This is a genomic window from Mucilaginibacter galii, assembly GCF_014635825.1.
Lineage (GTDB): Bacteria > Bacteroidota > Bacteroidia > Sphingobacteriales > Sphingobacteriaceae > Mucilaginibacter > Mucilaginibacter galii.
Window position 1 is genome coordinate 611506 of record NZ_BMDO01000001.1, and the last position, 18585, is coordinate 630090.

At 44.9% G+C, this 18585-nt stretch carries 17 protein-coding genes; 12 read left to right on the forward strand and 5 right to left on the reverse strand.

What is annotated here, in order from left to right:
* Window positions 1–843 precede the first annotated feature (843 nt).
* From ilvD to IEV61_RS02735, 12 genes are all read left to right on the forward strand, one after another.
* Entirely contained in the window at window positions 844–2556 is a 1713-nt protein-coding gene (ilvD, locus tag IEV61_RS02680; protein WP_188413531.1) for a dihydroxy-acid dehydratase, read from the forward strand.
* A gap of 97 nt (window positions 2557–2653) precedes the next feature.
* Window positions 2654–4393, forward strand: coding sequence for a biosynthetic-type acetolactate synthase large subunit (ilvB, locus tag IEV61_RS02685; RefSeq protein ID WP_188413532.1), 1740 nt, complete (start codon window positions 2654–2656; stop codon window positions 4391–4393).
* 53 nt (window positions 4394–4446) lie between these two features.
* Window positions 4447–5103 carry an acetolactate synthase small subunit gene (ilvN, locus tag IEV61_RS02690; RefSeq protein WP_188413534.1) on the forward strand — a complete coding sequence of 219 codons (657 nt, stop codon included), beginning with the start codon at window positions 4447–4449 and terminating at the stop codon, window positions 5101–5103.
* A 104-nt stretch (window positions 5104–5207) separates the two neighbouring features.
* Window positions 5208–6266, forward strand: a complete 1059-nt coding sequence (gene ilvC / locus IEV61_RS02695) for a ketol-acid reductoisomerase (RefSeq protein WP_188413536.1) — start codon at window positions 5208–5210, stop codon at window positions 6264–6266.
* Window positions 6267–6349: 83 nt separating this feature from the next.
* Window positions 6350–7831 carry a 3-isopropylmalate dehydratase large subunit gene (leuC, locus tag IEV61_RS02700; RefSeq protein WP_188413537.1) on the forward strand — a complete coding sequence of 494 codons (1482 nt, stop codon included), beginning with the start codon at window positions 6350–6352 and terminating at the stop codon, window positions 7829–7831.
* A 30-nt stretch (window positions 7832–7861) separates the two neighbouring features.
* Window positions 7862–8290 (forward strand): GxxExxY protein, encoded by a 429-nt coding sequence (locus tag IEV61_RS02705; RefSeq protein ID WP_229747009.1) that lies wholly within the window; start codon window positions 7862–7864, stop codon window positions 8288–8290.
* Window positions 8291–8307: 17 nt separating this feature from the next.
* The gene (gene leuD, locus IEV61_RS02710; protein ID WP_188413539.1) at window positions 8308–8895 is read left to right on the forward strand and encodes a 3-isopropylmalate dehydratase small subunit; all 588 of its coding nucleotides are present in this window, start codon (window positions 8308–8310) and stop codon (window positions 8893–8895) included.
* Between the two features lie 123 nt (window positions 8896–9018).
* Entirely contained in the window at window positions 9019–10095 is a 1077-nt protein-coding gene (leuB, locus tag IEV61_RS02715) for a 3-isopropylmalate dehydrogenase (protein WP_188414418.1), read from the forward strand.
* Between the two features lie 174 nt (window positions 10096–10269).
* Window positions 10270–11025 carry a class I SAM-dependent methyltransferase gene (locus IEV61_RS02720; protein ID WP_188413540.1) on the forward strand — a complete coding sequence of 252 codons (756 nt, stop codon included), beginning with the start codon at window positions 10270–10272 and terminating at the stop codon, window positions 11023–11025.
* Between the two features lie 108 nt (window positions 11026–11133).
* Window positions 11134–12300: a 2-isopropylmalate synthase gene (locus tag IEV61_RS02725; RefSeq protein ID WP_188413542.1), complete on the forward strand. Its 1167-nt coding sequence runs from the start codon at window positions 11134–11136 to the stop codon at window positions 12298–12300.
* A 3-nt stretch (window positions 12301–12303) separates the two neighbouring features.
* Window positions 12304–13554, forward strand: coding sequence for a threonine ammonia-lyase IlvA (gene ilvA, locus IEV61_RS02730; RefSeq protein WP_188413545.1), 1251 nt, complete (start codon window positions 12304–12306; stop codon window positions 13552–13554).
* Between the two features lie 91 nt (window positions 13555–13645).
* Window positions 13646–14617, forward strand: a complete 972-nt coding sequence (locus tag IEV61_RS02735; RefSeq protein WP_188413547.1) for a hypothetical protein — start codon at window positions 13646–13648, stop codon at window positions 14615–14617.
* 56 nt (window positions 14618–14673) lie between these two features.
* Here IEV61_RS02735 and IEV61_RS02740 read toward each other — a convergent pair whose 3' ends face one another.
* From IEV61_RS02740 to IEV61_RS02760, 5 genes are all read right to left on the reverse strand, one after another.
* Window positions 14674–15675 carry an ABC transporter ATP-binding protein gene (locus tag IEV61_RS02740; RefSeq protein ID WP_188413549.1) on the reverse strand — a complete coding sequence of 334 codons (1002 nt, stop codon included), beginning with the start codon at window positions 15673–15675 and terminating at the stop codon, window positions 14674–14676.
* A gap of 91 nt (window positions 15676–15766) precedes the next feature.
* Window positions 15767–16636: an outer membrane beta-barrel protein gene (locus IEV61_RS02745; protein WP_188413551.1), complete on the reverse strand. Its 870-nt coding sequence runs from the start codon at window positions 16634–16636 to the stop codon at window positions 15767–15769.
* Window positions 16637–16664: 28 nt separating this feature from the next.
* Window positions 16665–17438, reverse strand: a complete 774-nt coding sequence (locus tag IEV61_RS02750) for a hypothetical protein (RefSeq protein ID WP_188413553.1) — start codon at window positions 17436–17438, stop codon at window positions 16665–16667.
* Window positions 17422–17994: an RNA polymerase sigma factor gene (locus IEV61_RS02755; protein WP_308472313.1), complete on the reverse strand. Its 573-nt coding sequence runs from the start codon at window positions 17992–17994 to the stop codon at window positions 17422–17424. Before IEV61_RS02755 ends, IEV61_RS02750 begins: the two co-directional genes overlap by 17 nt.
* Window positions 17995–18161: 167 nt before the next feature.
* Window positions 18162–18572 carry a hypothetical protein gene (locus IEV61_RS02760; RefSeq protein ID WP_188413555.1) on the reverse strand — a complete coding sequence of 137 codons (411 nt, stop codon included), beginning with the start codon at window positions 18570–18572 and terminating at the stop codon, window positions 18162–18164.
* Between the last annotated feature and the right edge of the window lie 13 nt (window positions 18573–18585).

Sequence of the window (18585 nt, forward strand, 5' to 3'; positions counted from 1 at the left end):
AAGCACCTTCCTTGGGGAAGGATTTGAAAGCTACATCGAAAATTTTCCTCCTTTGGGCGGGGGTGCGGCTGGTTGGTGTGATGGCAGGGAGGGTTTTGACACACATGGTTGGCGAACTCTTCATTAAACCCCTCCCTACCCTCCCCGGGGAGGGAATTGATAAAGTATAATATCTGTCAAGGCAAATACGTGTCAAACCTTAAAGCAGTCAAAAAAGCGTAGGCCCGCCAGCGCACCCGGCCGGGAGTTGGCCTTGTGTGCAAAGACAGGGATTGCGCTGGCTTGGCCTTATTGCTACTTTTGTGGCTAAGACAAAAGTAGTAGCCACTCGCGGCAATGAGCGAGACGAAGAAGGTTCATCAGCACAATACGAAGTTCAAAACGCAGTAACCAGCAAACACAACCCGTCATCATCTTTGCAAAATAGCACTTTTCGAAATGAGTTACATTCAGTAATTATTAAACAATCTAAGCGCTTTATTATACAACTTCTCACACCATCCCTACCCATTTTACGCCGAATACCGCCTCATTACTATGCATGCATAACATATATACCGAATACCAATTTCAACTTTGGTATAAGCACTTACAAATATAATTTCAATAATTTTAATTTTAAAAGAATTATATTCTGCTTATTGAGATAATTCAGAATATAAAACTTATTAAAAATTTATTTTTCTGTTATTGCCAGATTTAGAGGTTCTCTCTACCTTACAAATATTGATTTACTAACCTAATAAATTAATAACAACTAAACTCTTACGGCAAAAGGTTCTGCTTTCGGGCAGCCCGAAAGCTGTAGAATTTACATACACTAATAACAGCGCTACTTATATAATGAGTTTCACTAACGATACTACCGAAGCAACAGAATTGAACAGGTACAGTAAAACCTTTACCCAAGACCCTACCCAGCCTGCGGCACAAGCCATGCTTTACGGCATTGGTTTAACTGACGATGACATGAAAAAAGCTCAGGTAGGTGTTGCCAGTATGGGTTATGATGGCAATACCTGCAATATGCACCTGAACGATTTAGCAAAAATGGTAAAGGAAGGTATTTGGTCCGAAAATTTGGTTGGCCTCATTTTTCATACTATAGGCGTAAGCGATGGCATGGGAAATGGAACCCCCGGTATGCGTTACTCGCTGATAAGCCGTGATGTAATTGCCGATTCGATTGAAGCAGTTACCGCTGCCCAGTATTACGATGGACTTATCACCCTGCCTGGTTGCGATAAAAATATGCCGGGTTCTATCATTGCTATGGGCCGTTTAAACCGCCCGTCAATTATGGTGTATGGTGGCACTATTCACCCGGGACACTGGAAGGGAGAAGACCTGAACATTGTATCGGCATTTGAAGCATTGGGTAAAAAAATTGCCGGCACCATTAGTCCGGAAGATTATATAGGCGTTATTAAAAATGCTTGCCCAAGTGCAGGCGCATGCGGGGGTGTATATACTGCTAATACCATGGCAGCCGCTATTGAGGCATTAGGCATGAGTTTGCCTTACTCATCAAGCAATCCGGCGTTGAGCGATGAAAAGAAAGCTGAATGCCTGGCAGCCGGTAAAGCCATAAAAATATTATTGGAAAAAGATATTAAGCCAAGTGATATCATGACCCGAAAAGCGTTTGAGAACGCTATGGTGATCATTATGGTGTTAGGCGGCAGTACTAACGCAGTATTGCACATGATAGCCATGGCAAAAAGTGTTGATATAAAAGTTACCCAAGATGATTTTCAGATCATTAGCGACCGTATTCCGGTATTGGCCGATATGAAACCAAGCGGTAAGTATATGATGACTGACCTGCATAACGTTGGTGGCGTACCCGCAGTAATGAAATACTGCCTGAGCCAGGGTTGGTTACATGGCGATTGTATGACAGTTACCGGTAAAACCGTAGCCGAAAACCTGGCTGATGTTCCTGAACTTGACTTTGACACTCAAAAAATTATATGGCCCCTTGAAGCGCCTGTAAAAGCTACCGGCCACCTGCAAATACTTTACGGAAACTTAGCCGAAGGTGGTAGCGTAGCCAAAATAAGCGGTAAAGAGGGTGAAAAATTTGAAGGCCCTGCCCGCGTTTTTGACGGGGAGTTTGATTTAATAGATGGCATACAAACCGGCCGGGTTAAAGCCGGCGATGTAGTAGTGATCCGTAATGTGGGTCCGGTAGGCGCACCAGGAATGCCGGAAATGTTGAAACCAACATCGGCCATATTTGGCGCAGGTTTAGGAAGTTCGGTAGCATTAATAACCGATGGCCGTTTTAGCGGTGGCACCCATGGTTTTGTGGTAGGCCATATCACTCCAGAATCCTATCGTGGCGGCACCATAGCCCTGGTAAAAGACGAAGATCGCATTGAAATTGACGCCACTAAAAACAGTATCAACTTAATGATAAGCCCCGAAGAACTGGCCGCCCGTAAAGCAGCCTGGCAGCAGCCGGCGCTGCGTGTTACCAAAGGCTTATTATACCGCTACGCCAAAACGGTAAGCACAGCAGCCGAAGGTTGCGTTACAGATGAAATGGAATAATTGAGTTGTAGGTTGTGAGTTAAAGGTTGTAAGTAATTACACCTGAATTATAACAAATACTCACAACATTCAACTTACAACATATAACTTGAATACTATGGAAGTTGCACAGCAAGACGTACTAACCGCACCTGAAGAAAAAGCAGGCATCGAACTTTCGGGTTCGGCAGCGCTTTTAGAAGCTCTTTTAGTGGAAGGCGTAGATACCATTTTCGGTTACCCGGGTGGCGCTATTATGCCTATTTATGATGCTTTGTATGATTACAAAGAGAAGTTAAACCACATCCTGGTGCGCCATGAGCAAGGAGGCATCCACGCCGGACAGGGCTATGCCCGTTCATCAGGCAAGGTCGGCGTCGTTTTTGCAACCAGCGGTCCGGGTGCTACTAACTTAGTAACCGGCTTGGCCGATGCTCAAATTGACAGCACGCCGTTGGTTTGTATCACTGGTCAGGTATTTGCTCATTTGCTAGGTACCGATGCTTTTCAGGAAACTGATGTGATCAACATCACTACCCCGGTAACCAAATGGAACTACCAGGTAACCGATGCCGAAGAAATCCCCGAGGCTATTGCCAAGGCATTTTACATAGCTCGTACCGGCAGACCAGGACCTGTGTTAATTGACATTACCAAGAACGCGCAAATCCAGAAGTTCAACTTCAAGGGTTATACTCCTTGTAACCATATCCGCAGCTATCGTCCAAAACCTATTGTTCGCCCGCAATTTATTGAGCAGGCGGCAAAAGTAATTAACGAAGCCAAAAAGCCATTCATTCTTTGGGGACAGGGCGTATTGCTGGGTAGTGCCGAGCAAGAATTTAAAGCCTTTGTTGAAAAAAGCGGTATCCCGGCGGCATGGACTATCTTGGGCGCAGGTGCTATCCCAACAGATCATCCCCTGAACGTAGGTATGTTAGGCATGCATGGCAACTACGGACCTAACGTGTTGACCAACGAATGCGATGTGCTTATTGCCATTGGTATGCGCTTTGACGACCGCGTAACCGGCCGTTTAGATAAATATGCCAAACAAGCCAAGGTCATCCATCTGGATATTGACCCAGCCGAAATAGACAAGAATGTTAAAACACACGTGCCTGTTTGGGGCGATTGCAAAGAAACCCTTCCCCTGTTAACCAATTTAGTAGAAGCTAAACAACATACCGAATGGCTGGCAAAATTTAATGAATTTACCCGCCAGGAAGTGGAAGCCGTTATAGATGCAGAACTGCACCCTACCAGTGGCGAAATGACCATGGGTGAGGTGGTAGACCAACTGAACAACCTAACCAACGGCGATGCCATTATTGTAACCGATGTTGGCCAGCACCAAATGGTGGGCTGCCGATATGCCAAGTTCAATAAAACCCGCAGCAATATAACCAGCGGTGGTTTAGGTACCATGGGCTTTGCCCTTCCAGCTGCCATAGGTGCTAAATTTGGTGCGCAAGAAAGTACCGTGGTTGCCATTATTGGTGATGGCGGCTTCCAGATGACCTTGCAGGAACTAGGTACCATTATGCAAAGCGGCGTGGATGTAAAGATCATCATCTTAAATAACCGCTTCTTAGGCATGGTGCGCCAATGGCAGGAGTTGTTTAACGAGCGCCGGTATTCATTTGTAGATATTCAAAGCCCCGATTTTGTACAGGTAGCTAAAGGATACGGCATAGCCGGTAAATGCATCAAAGAACGCGAAGAACTGCAATCTTCGCTAAAAGAAATGTTAGACCATAAAGGCTCTTTCTTACTCGAAGTATTTGTAACCAAGGAAAACAACGTATTCCCGATGGTACCACAGGGATGCAGTGTAAGCGAAATCAGATTAAAATAGCCCCTCCCAAACCCTCCCCGGGAGGGAGGGCTTAACAAGCAAAGCAATATACCATGAGTACAGAATTAAATAAAAACGATATAAATTCAAAAGTCCTCCCTACCGGGGAGGATTTAGGAGGGGCTCGACAGGAATTTAACATTACTGTTTACACCGAAAACCAAATTGGTTTATTAAACCGCATTGCCATCATCTTCACCCGTCGTAAAATTAATATCGACAGCCTGAACACCTCTCCATCAGAAATTGAGAGCATTCACCGCTTCAATATTGTAATTACCGAAACCGAAGAAGTGGTACGCAAGGTTTGCCGCCAAATAGAAAAGCAGGTAGAGGTTTTAAAAGTATACTACCATACCAACGCCGATATTATTTGGCAGGAAATGGCACTCTATAAAGTGCCGGCCGATGTTATTGCCGAGAAAGCTTCGGTTGAGCGTTTATTGCGCGAGAACGGTGCCCGTGCCGTAGTGATCCGTAAGGATTATATCGTGTTCGAAACCACCGGTCACCGTGAAGAAACCGATAACCTGATCAGCGTACTCCAGCCTTTTGGCCTCATTGAATTTGTACGCAGTGCCCGCATTGCCATTATTAAAGACAGCGATGGCTTTAACCGCAAACTGCGCGAATTTGAACAGGATCAACCCGGTGAAGATGTAAACGAAAACGAATACCTGAACCAGGGGCAGAAAGTATTTACCATGTAAAGCAGTTATTAGGTTATTGAGTTATTAGTCACTGCCTTTAACTTACAACCTAATAACAAAATAACTTAATAACGAAATCATAACACAATAACTTAAATAAAGAAATGGCACAATTAAATTTTGGCGGCAGCGTAGAAAACGTAGTAACCCGCGATGAATTTCCTTTATCAAAAGCACAGGATGTATTAAAGGATGAAGTAGTAGCGGTAATTGGCTACGGTGTTCAAGGTCCGGGCCAGGCGCTAAACCAAAAAGACAATGGCATTAATGTAATTGTTGGTCAGCGTAAAAACTCTAAAACCTGGGATAAAGCCGTAAGCGATGGTTTTGTTCCCGGCGAAACTTTGTTTGAAATTGAAGAAGCTCTTGAAAAAGGAACTGTAATTTGCTACTTATTAAGCGATGCTGCCCAGATTGAACTTTGGCCAACGGTTAAAAAACACTTAACCCCGGGCAAGGCCTTATATTTCTCTCATGGTTTTGGTATCACCTTTAATGAGCAAACCGGCATTATTCCTCCTGCCGATGTAGATGTGTTTTTGGTTGCCCCTAAAGGTTCGGGTACGTCACTGCGTCGTATGTTCTTGCAAGGCCGTGGCTTAAACTCAAGCTACGCCATTTTCCAGGATGCTACAGGTAAAGCCTTTGAGCGCGTAATTGCCCTGGGTATTGCTGTGGGTAGCGGTTATTTATTTGAAACCGACTTTAGAAAAGAAGTATACAGCGATTTAACCGGCGAGCGTGGCACGCTGATGGGTTGTATCCAGGGTATTTTTGCCGCACAATATGATGTGTTACGCAGCAGAGGCCATTTACCTTCTGAGGCCTTCAACGAAACTGTAGAAGAGTTAACCCAATCGCTAATGCCACTGGTTGCCGAAAACGGTATGGACTGGATGTACGCCAATTGCTCTACCACCGCACAACGCGGCGCGTTAGACTGGTGGAAGAAATTCCGTGATGCTACTAAACCGGTATTTGAAGAACTCTACGAAAGCGTAGCCACCGGTAAAGAATCACAACGCTCTATAGATAGCAACAGCCAGCCAGATTACCGCGAAAAACTGAACATTGAACTTGCCGAATTACGTGATAGCGAAATGTGGCAAGCCGGTAAAACCGTACGCAGCCTGCGCCCTGAAAACCAAGAAGTAGAAGCCTAAGGCCCCTCCTAAATCCTCCCCGGAAGGGGAGGACTTTTAAATTACGATATTAGCGTAATTAAACTAACAGAAGAGAGAAGTAAATGTCAACTGAAAAGAATTTCAACAGCAGCTCCCTCCCTCCCGGGGAGGGCCGGGGAGGGGCTACTTTATTTGATAAGATTTGGGATGCACACATTGTGAGCAGCAATGAGGGCTTCCCTGATGTATTGTACATCGATACACATTTTATACACGAGGTAACAAGTCCGCAGGCTTTTGATGGCTTACGCGACCGTGGCTTACCTGTTTTCAGGCCGAAACAAACCGTGGCCACAGCAGATCATAACGTGCCTACCTGGGACCAGCACTTGCCTATTAAGGAAGAGCTTTCGCGTTACCAGGTAGATATGCTGACCAAAAACTGTGCAGAGTTTGGCATTGAACTTTACGGCTTAGGCCACCCCTACCAAGGCATTGTACATGTAATTGGCCCCGAGCTGGGCATTACCCGTCCCGGTTGTACTTACGTTTGCGGCGATAGTCATACCTCAACCCATGGTGCTTTTGGCGCTATTGCGTTTGGTATAGGTACCTCGCAGGTAGAGCAGGTAATGGCAACCCAATGCCTGTTGCAGCAACGCCCTAAACGCATGAAAATTGAAGTAAACGGACAACTTCAAAAAGGCGTAGGCGCAAAAGATATTATCCTGTATATCATTTCCAAGATATCGGCTGCCGGCGGTACCGGTTATTTTGTGGAGTATGCTGGCGATGCCATCCGTTCACTGAGTATGGAAGGCCGCATGACAATCTGTAACATGAGCATTGAAATGGGCGCCCGCGGTGGTTTAATTGCACCCGATCAAACTACCATTGACTATGTTAACGGCCGCGAATTTGCCCCTAAAGGCGAAGAGTGGGATAAAGCGGCAGCCTACTGGCAAACCCTTTACTCTGATGAAGATGCCGTATTTGACAGCGAACTGTATTTTGATGCGGCCGATATTGAGCCGATGATCACCTACGGTACCAACCCGGGTATGGGCATTGGCATTACGCAGCACGTGCCCGAAACCTCAAGTTTTGAAACCAAAGAGCAAGGCTCGTATGCCAATGCTTTAAAATATATGGGCCTGCACGATGATGAATCGATGCTGGGCAAACCTATTGATTATGTATTCATTGGTAGCTGTACCAATTCGCGCATTGAAGATCTGCGTGAGGTAGCAGCTTTCATCAAAGGCAAGCAAAAGGCCGAAAATGTAACTGTTTGGGTAGTACCCGGCAGTAAGCAAGTACAGCTGCAAGCCATTGAAGAAGGCTTGGATAAAGTATTTGAAGCCGCAGGTTTCCCCTTGCGAGAACCAGGTTGCAGTGCCTGTTTAGGCATGAACGAGGATAAGATCCCCGCAGGTAAATACTGTGTATCTACCTCTAACCGCAACTTTGAAGGCAGACAAGGACCCAATTCACGCACATTCCTGGCCAGTCCGTTAACGGCAGCGGCGGCGGCGGTTACGGGTAAGATTACCGATATACGCGAGTTTTTGCTGTCTGAACCGGAATTTCAAGAATTAGTGTAATTAACAGAATTGATTTTCTAAATGACAAGTATGGACAACAAAACACGGCAGGAATTTAATGATTGTACGAGTACAATTATTGGTTGTGCTATGCGTGTTCATACTACATTAGGTAACGGTTTTCAAGAAGTAATTTATCAACGCGCGTTAGAAATTGAGATGGGCTTAGCCGATTTGAAATTTGAGCGTGAAAAGTCAATGCCAATCATGTATCGTGAGGAGCATATAGGTACAAGACGAGTAGATTTCTTTGTTGAAGGAGAGATTATGGTTGAGCTAAAAGCCCTTGTTCAGTTAGAAGAGATTCACTTAGCGCAAGCAATCAACTACTTGGAAGCATACCATGTAAGAACTGGTTTGCTTATAAACTTCGGTAGCAACAGCTTACAATTTAAAAGATTATTTAACAAAAAGATTAACCCGAATTTAAAGAATTCTGTCAATTCAATAAATTTCTAAAATTCCGGTTCAGACGTATGGCAACCAAAATATTTAAACACTTACAAACCTCGGTAGTTCCGCTACCTATCGAAAATATAGATACCGATCAGATCATTCCGGCGCGGTTCCTAAAGGCTACTACACGTGATGGGTTTGGCAATAACCTTTTTCGCGACTGGCGTTTTGATAATGAGGGAAATCCAAAGCAGGATTTCGTACTCAACCACCCCACCTACTCGGGTAAGATCCTGGTAGCGGGTAAAAACTTCGGTTGCGGCAGCAGTCGCGAACATGCGGCCTGGGCCATTGCCGATTATGGCTTTGATGTAGTAGTAAGCAGCTTTTTTGCCGATATTTTTAAAGGTAATGCTTTAAACAATGGCCTACTGCCCATCCAGGTGAGCGATGAATTTTTAAAGAAATTATTCGAGGTAGTTTTTGAAGATGCTAACGCCGAGGTAGAGGTCGATCTGGAAAATCAGTATATCCGCATTGCCAAAACCGACGACCAGGAAAGCTTTGAGATCAATCCATACAAAAAAGCTTGTATGACCAATGGCTATGATGACATTGATTACATTTTAAGCAAGAAGGAGCTGATAACAGAGTTCGAAAATAAATAGATAAAATTAAATGTCATTGCGAGCGATAGCGTGGCAATCTCCTGCGATTCGGTAACCAAGCGCATGAAGATTGCCACGTCGCTATCGCTCCTCGCAATGACATATTTTTAAATTGCAATGGGTATTAAAAAACACATATTAGTCATCCCCGGCGATGGCATTGGTCCCGAGGTTACCACCTGGGGTAAGGCAGTTTTAGAGCATATTGCTCAAGCCTATGGTCATGAGTTTACTTATGACGAAGCTTTGATGGGTCATGCCGGCATCGAGGCTACAGGCAGTCCGCTGCCCGACGAAACATTGGAAAAAGCCAAAGCCAGCGATGCTATTTTATTCGGAGCTATAGGCCATATTAAATACGACGACGACCCATCGGCAAAGGTTCGTCCGGAGCAAGGATTGTTAAAGATCCGCAAGGAATTGGGCTTATATGCAAATCTACGCCCCATCATGCTTTTTGATGAACTACTGGATGCATCAAGCCTTAAGCCTGCCGTTTTGCAAGGTACCGATATCCTGTTTTTCCGCGAATTGACCGGCGACGTTTATTTTGGCGAGAAAAACCGCAGCGAAGACCGCAACACGGCATCCGACCTCATGATCTATCACCGTTACGAGGTAGAGCGCATTGCTCATAAAGCTTTTGAAGCCGCCCGTTTACGTAGTAAACGTTTATGTTCGGTAGACAAGGCCAACGTTTTAGAATCATCACGCCTATGGCGCGAGGTAGTACAGGAACTGGCCAAACAATACCCCGATGTGGAAACCGAGCATATGTTTATAGACAATGCGGCCATGCAGCTGGTAAAGAACCCTAAAAAGTTTGATGTGGTTTTAACTGCTAATTTATTTGGCGATATATTAACTGATGAAGCCTCGCAAATTGCTGGCTCCATGGGTATGCTGGCCTCAGCCTCTATTGGTGATGGTACAGGCTTTTTTGAACCTATCCACGGTTCGGCACATGATATTGCCGGGCAAAACAAAGCTAATCCGCTGGCTTCTATCCTATCGGTCGCCCTAATGCTGGAGATTAGCTTCGGCCTGAAAGAGGAAGCCAAAAGCATCACCACCGCTATTGACAAGGTATTGAAAGCAGGTTACCGCACCGGCGATATTGCCGATACACATACCGAAGCTGACAAGGTATTAGGTACCGAAGCAATGGGCAAAATGGTATTGCAGTTTTTAGCGACGTAACATTGAGAAATATTATGTCATTGCGAGGAGCGATAGCGACGTGGCAATCTCTTAACGCTTAGTTACCTGCATGCAGGAGATTGCCACGCTGTCGCTCGCAATGACGTATTTACATTATAACACTAAACACTTTAATTAAAGTCCTCCCTACCGGGGAGGATTTAGGAGGGGCTTATGAAATGGAACGCAGATTTATACGATGACAAGCATAGTTTTGTATCACAGTTTGGCACCAGTGTGCTCGAACTGCTGGACGCAAAACCGGGCGAAACTATTTTAGATATAGGTTGCGGAACGGGAGACCTGACCAAAAAGATCAAGGATTTAGGCACCGAGGTTACCGGCAACGACTACTCGCCCGAAATGATAGCACAAGCTCGCTTCAAGTACCCCGATATAAAATTCGAGGTAGCCAATGCAGCCAATTTTAAAGGAGAATACCCGTTTGATGCCGTGTTCTCTAACGCTGCACTGCACTGGATTCATAACCCCGATGGTGTTATTAAATCGGTTTACGAAGCCTTGAAACCCGGCGGCCGCTTTGTAGCCGAAATGGGTGGAAAAGGCAATGTAGCCAAACTCCGTTCTACCGTAAAACAAGTGCTGGTTAAGCACGGCTACCTGCAACAAGCCGAAACACAAATATGGTACTTTCCCTCAGTAGGCGAGTATGCTACCCGCCTGGAGCGCGGTGGTTTCCGGGTAACCTTTGCGGCCCACTTCGACCGTAAAACACCTCTGCAAGACGGCGACCAAGGCGTAGCCAAATGGATTAAAATGTTTGGCTCGCAATATTTTATGGGCATCCCCGAAGAAAAACAAACCCCATTAATAGAAGAAATAACCGCATTACTGGAGCCCCACTATAACGAAAACGGGCAATGGTATGCAGACTATAAAAGATTAAGATTTACAGCGGTAAAGGAGTAGCTTTTTTGTATCAAGTAGTTAGTATCAAGTATCAAGACAGCTGTTTTGGTATTTGATAAGTACATCTTGATACTACTACTTGATACTTGCTACTAAAAATAAAAAGCTATGTTACACGATCCAAACCGAGTTTACGTATTTGACACCACCCTGCGCGATGGTGAGCAGGTACCGGGCTGCCAGTTAACCACGCCTGAAAAGATAGAGATTGCGCGCGAGCTGGAAGCGCTGGGCGTTGACATTATTGAGGCTGGTTTCCCGGCTTCGAGCCCCGGCGATTTTCAAAGCGTAGTAGAAATTGCCAAAGCAGTTAACAACCCAACTATTTGTGCGCTTACACGTGCCCACAAAGGCGATATTGATGCCGCCGTAGAAGCGCTAAAATATGCCAAGCATCCGCGTATTCATACGGGTATAGGCTCGTCAGACATGCACATTAAGACCAAGTTTAACAGTACCCGCGAAGAAATTTTGGAGCGTGCTGTTGACGCAGTTAAATACGCCAAAAAATCGGTTGAAGACATTGAGTTTTATGCTGAAGATGCCGGCCGCGCCGATATTGAATACCTAGCCAAAATGGTGGAAGCTGTAATTGCCGCGGGTGCTACGGTGGTGAATATACCCGATACTAACGGTTATTGCCTGCCCGACCAATATGGCAGTAAGATCCGTTTCCTGAAAGAGAACGTTAAGAACATTGATAAAGCCATCATTTCGGTACATTGCCATAACGATTTGGGCTTGGCTACGGCCAACTCTATAGCGGGTTTGCAAAACGGTGCCCGCCAGGTAGAAGGTACCATTAACGGCATTGGCGAACGTGCCGGTAATACGTCTATCGAAGAAGTGGTCATGATCTTGAAAACGCACCAGGTATTAGGCTTGCACACCAACATCAATACGCAAAGCTTTTACGAGTTAAGCCGTTTGATTAGCAGCCAAATGCGTATGCCGGTACAGCCTAACAAAGCCATTGTGGGCAGTAATGCCTTTGCACACAGTTCGGGTATACACCAGGATGGTTTCTTGAAAAACCGGGAGAACTATGAGATTATTCGCCCGGAGGATGTGGGCTTTCCAAGTGCCACTATTGTGTTAACTGCCCGTAGCGGTCGCCATGCGCTGAAATTTCACTTAGATCGCCTGGGCCACAATTTGAATAAAGAAGAACTGGCTGTAGCTTACCAGAATTTCCTCAAATTAGCCGATAATAAATTGAATTTAGATGATAACGACCTGCTCACTTTGGTAGCGCATCGTTTGGTTAAACAATAACAAATGGATACCGAAACCCAAAGGCAGCTCGATTTTGTATCGGCCCAGGAACGTTTAAAAAACGTGGTGCGCCGCACACCGCTGGAATTTAACCAGGGACTGTCTGACAAGTACGAATGCGAGATTTACCTTAAGCGCGAAGACCTCCAGGTGGTACGTTCTTATAAACTGCGCGGCGCTTATAACATGATTAGTCAGCTAAGTGAAGAACAGCGCCAGCGTGGTGTGGTTTGCGCCAGTGCAGGTAACCATGCGCAGGGCGTAGCTTTTTCATGCCGTAGGCTGGGTATTAAGGGCGTTATTTTTATGCCCGAAATTACTCCCAAGCAAAAGGTTAAGCAAACCGAAATGCACGGCAACGGTAACATCGAGATCATTTTGACCGGCGATACTTTTGACGATTGCCTTCGCGAAGCATTAGCCTACACCGAAGCGCACGAACTAACCTTCATCCCCCCATTTGATGATTACCGCATTATTGAAGGCCAGGGCACAGTAGGTATAGAAGTGTTGGAAGACCTGCCCGACACCGAAGTGGTAATTATGCCCGTAGGTGGTGGTGGCTTGGCTGCCGGTGCCGGTAGCTACTTCAAACAAGTTAACCCCGGCATTAAACTCATAGGTGTAGAGCCTGAAGGAGCATCGTCTATGGTCGAAGCCATACGCCGCGGCCAGCCTTATACGCTATCGCAAATTAACCGCTTTGTTGATGGTGCCGCAGTTAAACGTGTGGGCCAGTTCACTTATCAGCTTTGCAGCGAGGTGCTGGATAGTATGCTTTCGGTAGCCGAGGGTAAGGTGTGTACCACTATATTGAAGCTATACAACGAGGATGCTATTGTGGTGGAGCCTGCCGGTGCCCTATCGGTAGCTGTGCTCGATTTCTGCAAGGAAGAAATTAAAGGCAAAAAGGTGGTTTGCATTATCAGTGGGGGCAATAATGATATTGACCGCATGGGTGAGATCAAGGAGCAATCTTTGCTGTACGAAGGGTTGAAACATTACTTCATCGTTCGTTTTCCGCAGCGCCCAGGTGCTTTAAAGCTGTTTGTGAACCATGTATTAGGCCCGCACGATGATATTACCCGTTTCGAGTTCATCAAGAAAACCGAACGTGAGCGCGGCCCTGCCTTGGTAGGCATCGAATTAAAATCGGCCGAAGACTATCCCGCCATTATGCAACGCATGGAAGCGCATAAATTTGATGTAATAGAGATCAACAGGGATCAGACACTGTTTGAATATCTGGTGTAAGAGAGAGTATTATTTACCTATTTTCGAATTGTAGTGAGACTTTCGTTTAAATTTTAAATGCTTTGGTGAATTGCATAGTTATCTACGGTAAATGAAAACCCAGTCAATTACAGCAGATTTTGTAAAAACGATTTGCTGGCAAGGTAATAGTATAGTAGACTGGGCCTCCGGAATAAGATATGAGTTAGATGGCACGAAAAAGCATCTTGATTATCATTATCCTTACGATTTTGACAGCGCAATTAATTCAAGGGATGGTGTTTATGTGTTTTTTTATCAAAAGCTTGGAACAAAAGGCCTTTTATTAAAAAACGGAGATATTGTAAAGGAGATTAACCGTTCATACTATTGTGCAAATGCATATGAGTTTCCAGCTGTATTTGTAACGTTAGAAAACACAACTTATCTTATTCATTGCCCAATTGCGTATAATCAACTTGACTTTGAAAATGTCGAAACCGGCGAAATCATTACAAATATTGATGGCAGAGATTTAAGTGACAGATTCTATTCCAGATTAGAAGTTAGCCCTAATAGTACGTTTTTAATGAGCAAAGGCTGGGTATGGCACCCTTTAGATGAAATCGTAGTTTTCGACATAATAAAATGCCTTAATAACCCCAAGTTATTAGACGATCCTCAACTTTGCCCTAATGTAGGTGTCGAAATTTGTACAGCAAGTTTTATAGATGATGAAACCGTTGTAATTGGTTCATCTGATGAAATCTTTAATGAAGATAATATAGAATGTTTACCACCTAAACACATTGCTTTATGGGATTTGAAAACCAATGAATTATCAAAACCTGTAAGAACCAAGGACAGCACCGCGAATTTATATGCTATTGACTCCAGCCAAGCATGGGACATGTTTTGTTTCCCTAAGATTGTCAATATTATTACAGGTGAAACGATAGCGGAAAATAAAGAAATTGACAGCGGCAAACAAAATTCTTCTATAATCAATATAAAAGCCTCAGTCCCTGCAATAATATTCAATAATCAAACAAAACAGATTGCAATTATGGCCGATGAAAAAATCACAGTTTTGAGTCTTTATTGAGGCAGGTCAATTCTTTGCATACCTACATCTTGGAATTTTCCAATTAACAGACTCTACTAAAATTCCAAATACTTCGTCACTACAATACCAATATGACTGTAGTTATCAAACAAGCCCGGTTCGTGGTTGGTGAGATGTATTTCGATGGGGCCATATTCCAGGTGCACATCTTCGTGCGAGCCTTTGAACAGGATCTCTTTAACAGCCCAATCTAAATTTTTTCCGGTGGTTACAGGCGTTATCCATTCGGGATAAATGACTACTTCTTCTTTAACCGCCTTAACCCTTAGCGCTCTCGCTTCTTCGCGCATCAGCACATTGCAGTTGCTCAATAAACGGGCCGTATAAAGGTTTTGTGGTTGATTATAAAGTTGTTTGGGTGTACCTGTTTCCAAAATTTCACCGCCTTTAATTACCACCAGTTCATCGGCCATGGAGAGTACTTCGGCCGGGTCATGCGATACAATGATCACGGTTAAACCCGTTTCTCTAACAATCTTTCGGATGTCTTGCTGTAGTCCGTCTCTGAAGGTGGTATCTACCTGGTTAAAGGGTTCATCTAATAACAGAACCTTTGGGTGAGATACCAGTGACCGGGCTATGGCTACGCGCTGTTTTTCGCCACCGCTAAGATCGGCCACGCGCTTATCGGCCAGGTGGAACATATTGAGCTGGCGCAGTACTTGTTCAGGGCGTTCTGTCTTAGTTTTTAAATCAGTGTTGGGCAGCAATACCGAGATATTATCCCAAACTTTGGCAAAGAGGTTCAGGTCGTCGGTGTGCTGGGTTACCATCTTCATGGCATCATGGCCCGGTATCAGTTTTTCAACCGGCCCCCATACACGCTCTCCCTCAAACCTCACCTCACCACTATCTGCCGATAATAAGCCGAACAACAAACGCAGCAAAGTACTTTTTCCGCTTCCGCTTTCGCCAATAATGCCGGTAATTTTACCCTGCTGTATGGTTAAGTTGATGTTGTGCACACCCGACTGATGTTTGCCGGGATATACTTTATTGAGCGCTGTAGCTTGGAGAAATGGAGTAGAATCTGACATTAAGGCAAAGATACACCTCTCCCCAGCCCTCTCCAAAGGAGAGGGGGATTATATTTAAAAGCCCTCCCCTTTGGGGAGGGTTGGGAGGGGTTTAAAATCCAAACATGAAGCCGAAAGAGAAGTTCTTCAGCCCTGCTTGCTGTGCGGTGTCAAACATATCGTTAAAGTAGTATTTGGCGTAGATACCGAATGAACCGTAACCTGCACGGGCGGTTAAGCCGTAGCGTACTTTGGTAAAGTGATAATCGTTATTAAATTTTTCTTTACCGTTCTCATCGCTTATTTGCTTAACACGGCCGTTGTATAAGATACCTATCATTGGTCCGCCGGCTAAGTGGAAACGTTTGCCTTCATCGTTTACATGACTTCTCCAGTCAAATGTTAACGGAATGCGGAAATAGCTGGAAGTAAAACGGTTTTTGCTGTAAATGATACCGTCCTGGGTATAGCGCAGGGCATCGTCAGGTCCGTCTTGCTGTATGGTAATATTTTCGCGCAAGCGGATGTGCGTCCAATCAAACCCGCCTGATACGTAGATGCGGAAGGCACTGTTGAAGCGGTAACCGGCCTGGATAATATCAAACCCTACGTTGCTGCTCTTCCATGAACGGTAGCGCAAAAAGTTATTTTGCGGCGATAGGTTAAAGCTGCCGTTATCAACCAAAGTGGCCAACCCCAAATCAAAACGCGAAAAAGTTAAGCCCCATGAAAAGCCTGGTGCTTTCGAGTGTTCGGTAATAGTATCGTGGCGGTTTACCGATACAGAACTGGCGTCTTCACCTTTGCCGAAAGAAAACCTAAATCCTTTTCTTTTCGATTTAATGGTATCAGACTTTACTTGTATGGTATCTCCCTTAGTATCGGTTGTAACCGTGGTTTTGGTAACGGTGGTAGTAGTAGTTTGTGCAAACAAACCGGTGCCTGCCGCGCATAGTATGGCGGTAATAAGTAAGCGCTTCATGTTATATATGATGTTTTAGATTGAGTGATTATTTTTCTTTCTTGATTTTGATAATGCCCAGGTTTATACCCGTTACGTTCGACTCATCGTCGTCGCTTTCGGTAAACTCTATCAGCTTATCCTCGCGTTTATCTACTTTAGATACCACTACGTTAATAAGGTCGCCCAGGGAATGGATGCCGTGTTTCTTCTTCTTTTCTATTTGGCTGGCGGTCACGGTAACCGGCGCCGTTGCATTTATCGATTTTAAAACCGGTATGTCGTTATTAAGCGTACTGCTTGCCAATTGTATTTCGGGCAAAACCGGGTGAGCAACGGCTTGAACTGGAACCGCAGCTAAAACCTGTTGGGGTTGAACATCGGTGCTTGTTGGGGTTACCACTGGAGCAGCATTCAAGGGTTCACTAACTTTATGCACCACTGCAGGCTGTACCTTAACTTTTGCTATATGGTTGGTGGCTGACTTGCCAGCTGTAATAAGCTGTGAAGTGGCCTCTACCATTTCAGGCCCTTCAACCTGCGCTGTTGCCGGTTCTGCTACCGGTTTGTTACTCACCGTAGTTTTTGTACGTACCACTTGGTTTTGCACCTGTTTAACAGGCTTGTCTAACAAAAACCAGGTGCCAGCCGCTAATAATATCAAAGTTGTTGCTGCCATGCTCAACATGGGCAATATGCTTTTCTTTTTCGGAGTGCCTAACCCGGCCGCTATATTATCCCACACGTGCGCAGAAGGCTGTACCTCTAAACCACCCAACTTTGAGCGGAAAAGATCGTCAAATTCATTATCCTGCATATTCATAATTTTTTTTTTTGTCCAAACTTTCAATTCTCTGCTTTAACATGGTGCGTGCCCTTGATAACTGCGATTTTGAAGCACCCTCGGTAATGCCCGCCATCTCGGCTATTTCGCGGTGTGAGTAGCCTTCTACCGCATACAGGTTAAACACCATGCGGTATCCTGCGGGTAACTCCTGTATCATGCGCAGTAGGTCTTTAGCCTCCAGGCTTGATGACGCCGCTGCATTAACCGATTGCTCGTAACCGCTTTCCTCAATATCAACCTTTACCATTTTGTGATGTTTGCGGTAATATTCAATGGAGCTATGTACCATAATGCGGCGCATCCATCCTTCAAAGCTTCCATCGCCCCGGTAATCGCTTATCTTGTTAAAAACTCTTATAAATCCGTTTTGCAGCATATCCTCCGCCTCCATTTTATCGGTGGCATAACGCAGGCACACGGCCAGCATTTTCGAAGCAAATTGTTTGTAAAGCATTTCGCAGGCCTTGCGGTCGGCGGCTTTACATTTTTCAATCAGGTCTTCGGTCGAATATTTATGCTTTAAAAACATCATTTGATAGGTAGATGAAGCTTTGGGCAGAATGGTTGCACGGGTTTTGAAAAAAAAATTAAGCCCCTCCCAAACCCTACCCGGGAGGGAGGGCTTTAAAAATCTTAAGTCTCCCCTCCCGGGGGAGATTTAGAGGGGGCTCCTCCCTCCCCGGGGAGGGTTGGGAGGGGCTAAAACTCATCCCCCTCGCGCACCCAAGGTTCTTCGCCGGTGAGCAGCATTATGTCCTTCTCTATCTTGAAATTCCAGTCAATAGTGTCATTAGCCGCATTCCGTACATCCGAGCAGGTGTAATGGTATCTTATTTTAAATACGGTGCGAAAGCGTCCTGTAGACTCGTTCGCGTTGAACACAGCGTTAACAATAGTAAAAGCATCTATTTCGGGCGAACCACCATCATTACGGTGATACTCCCTGAGTGCTAAACACATTTGAGTATGATGCTGCTGATCCTTAAAAATTTCATTGATGAAGTCGTCAATACTGATGGTACTTAACTTTAAACTTTCTAATTGTGATGGATTGATGGGTAATTCTAACTTTTCGGCCATTTGTAACAATAATGTTTTAAAGATATTCATAAAGCGCGGTTAA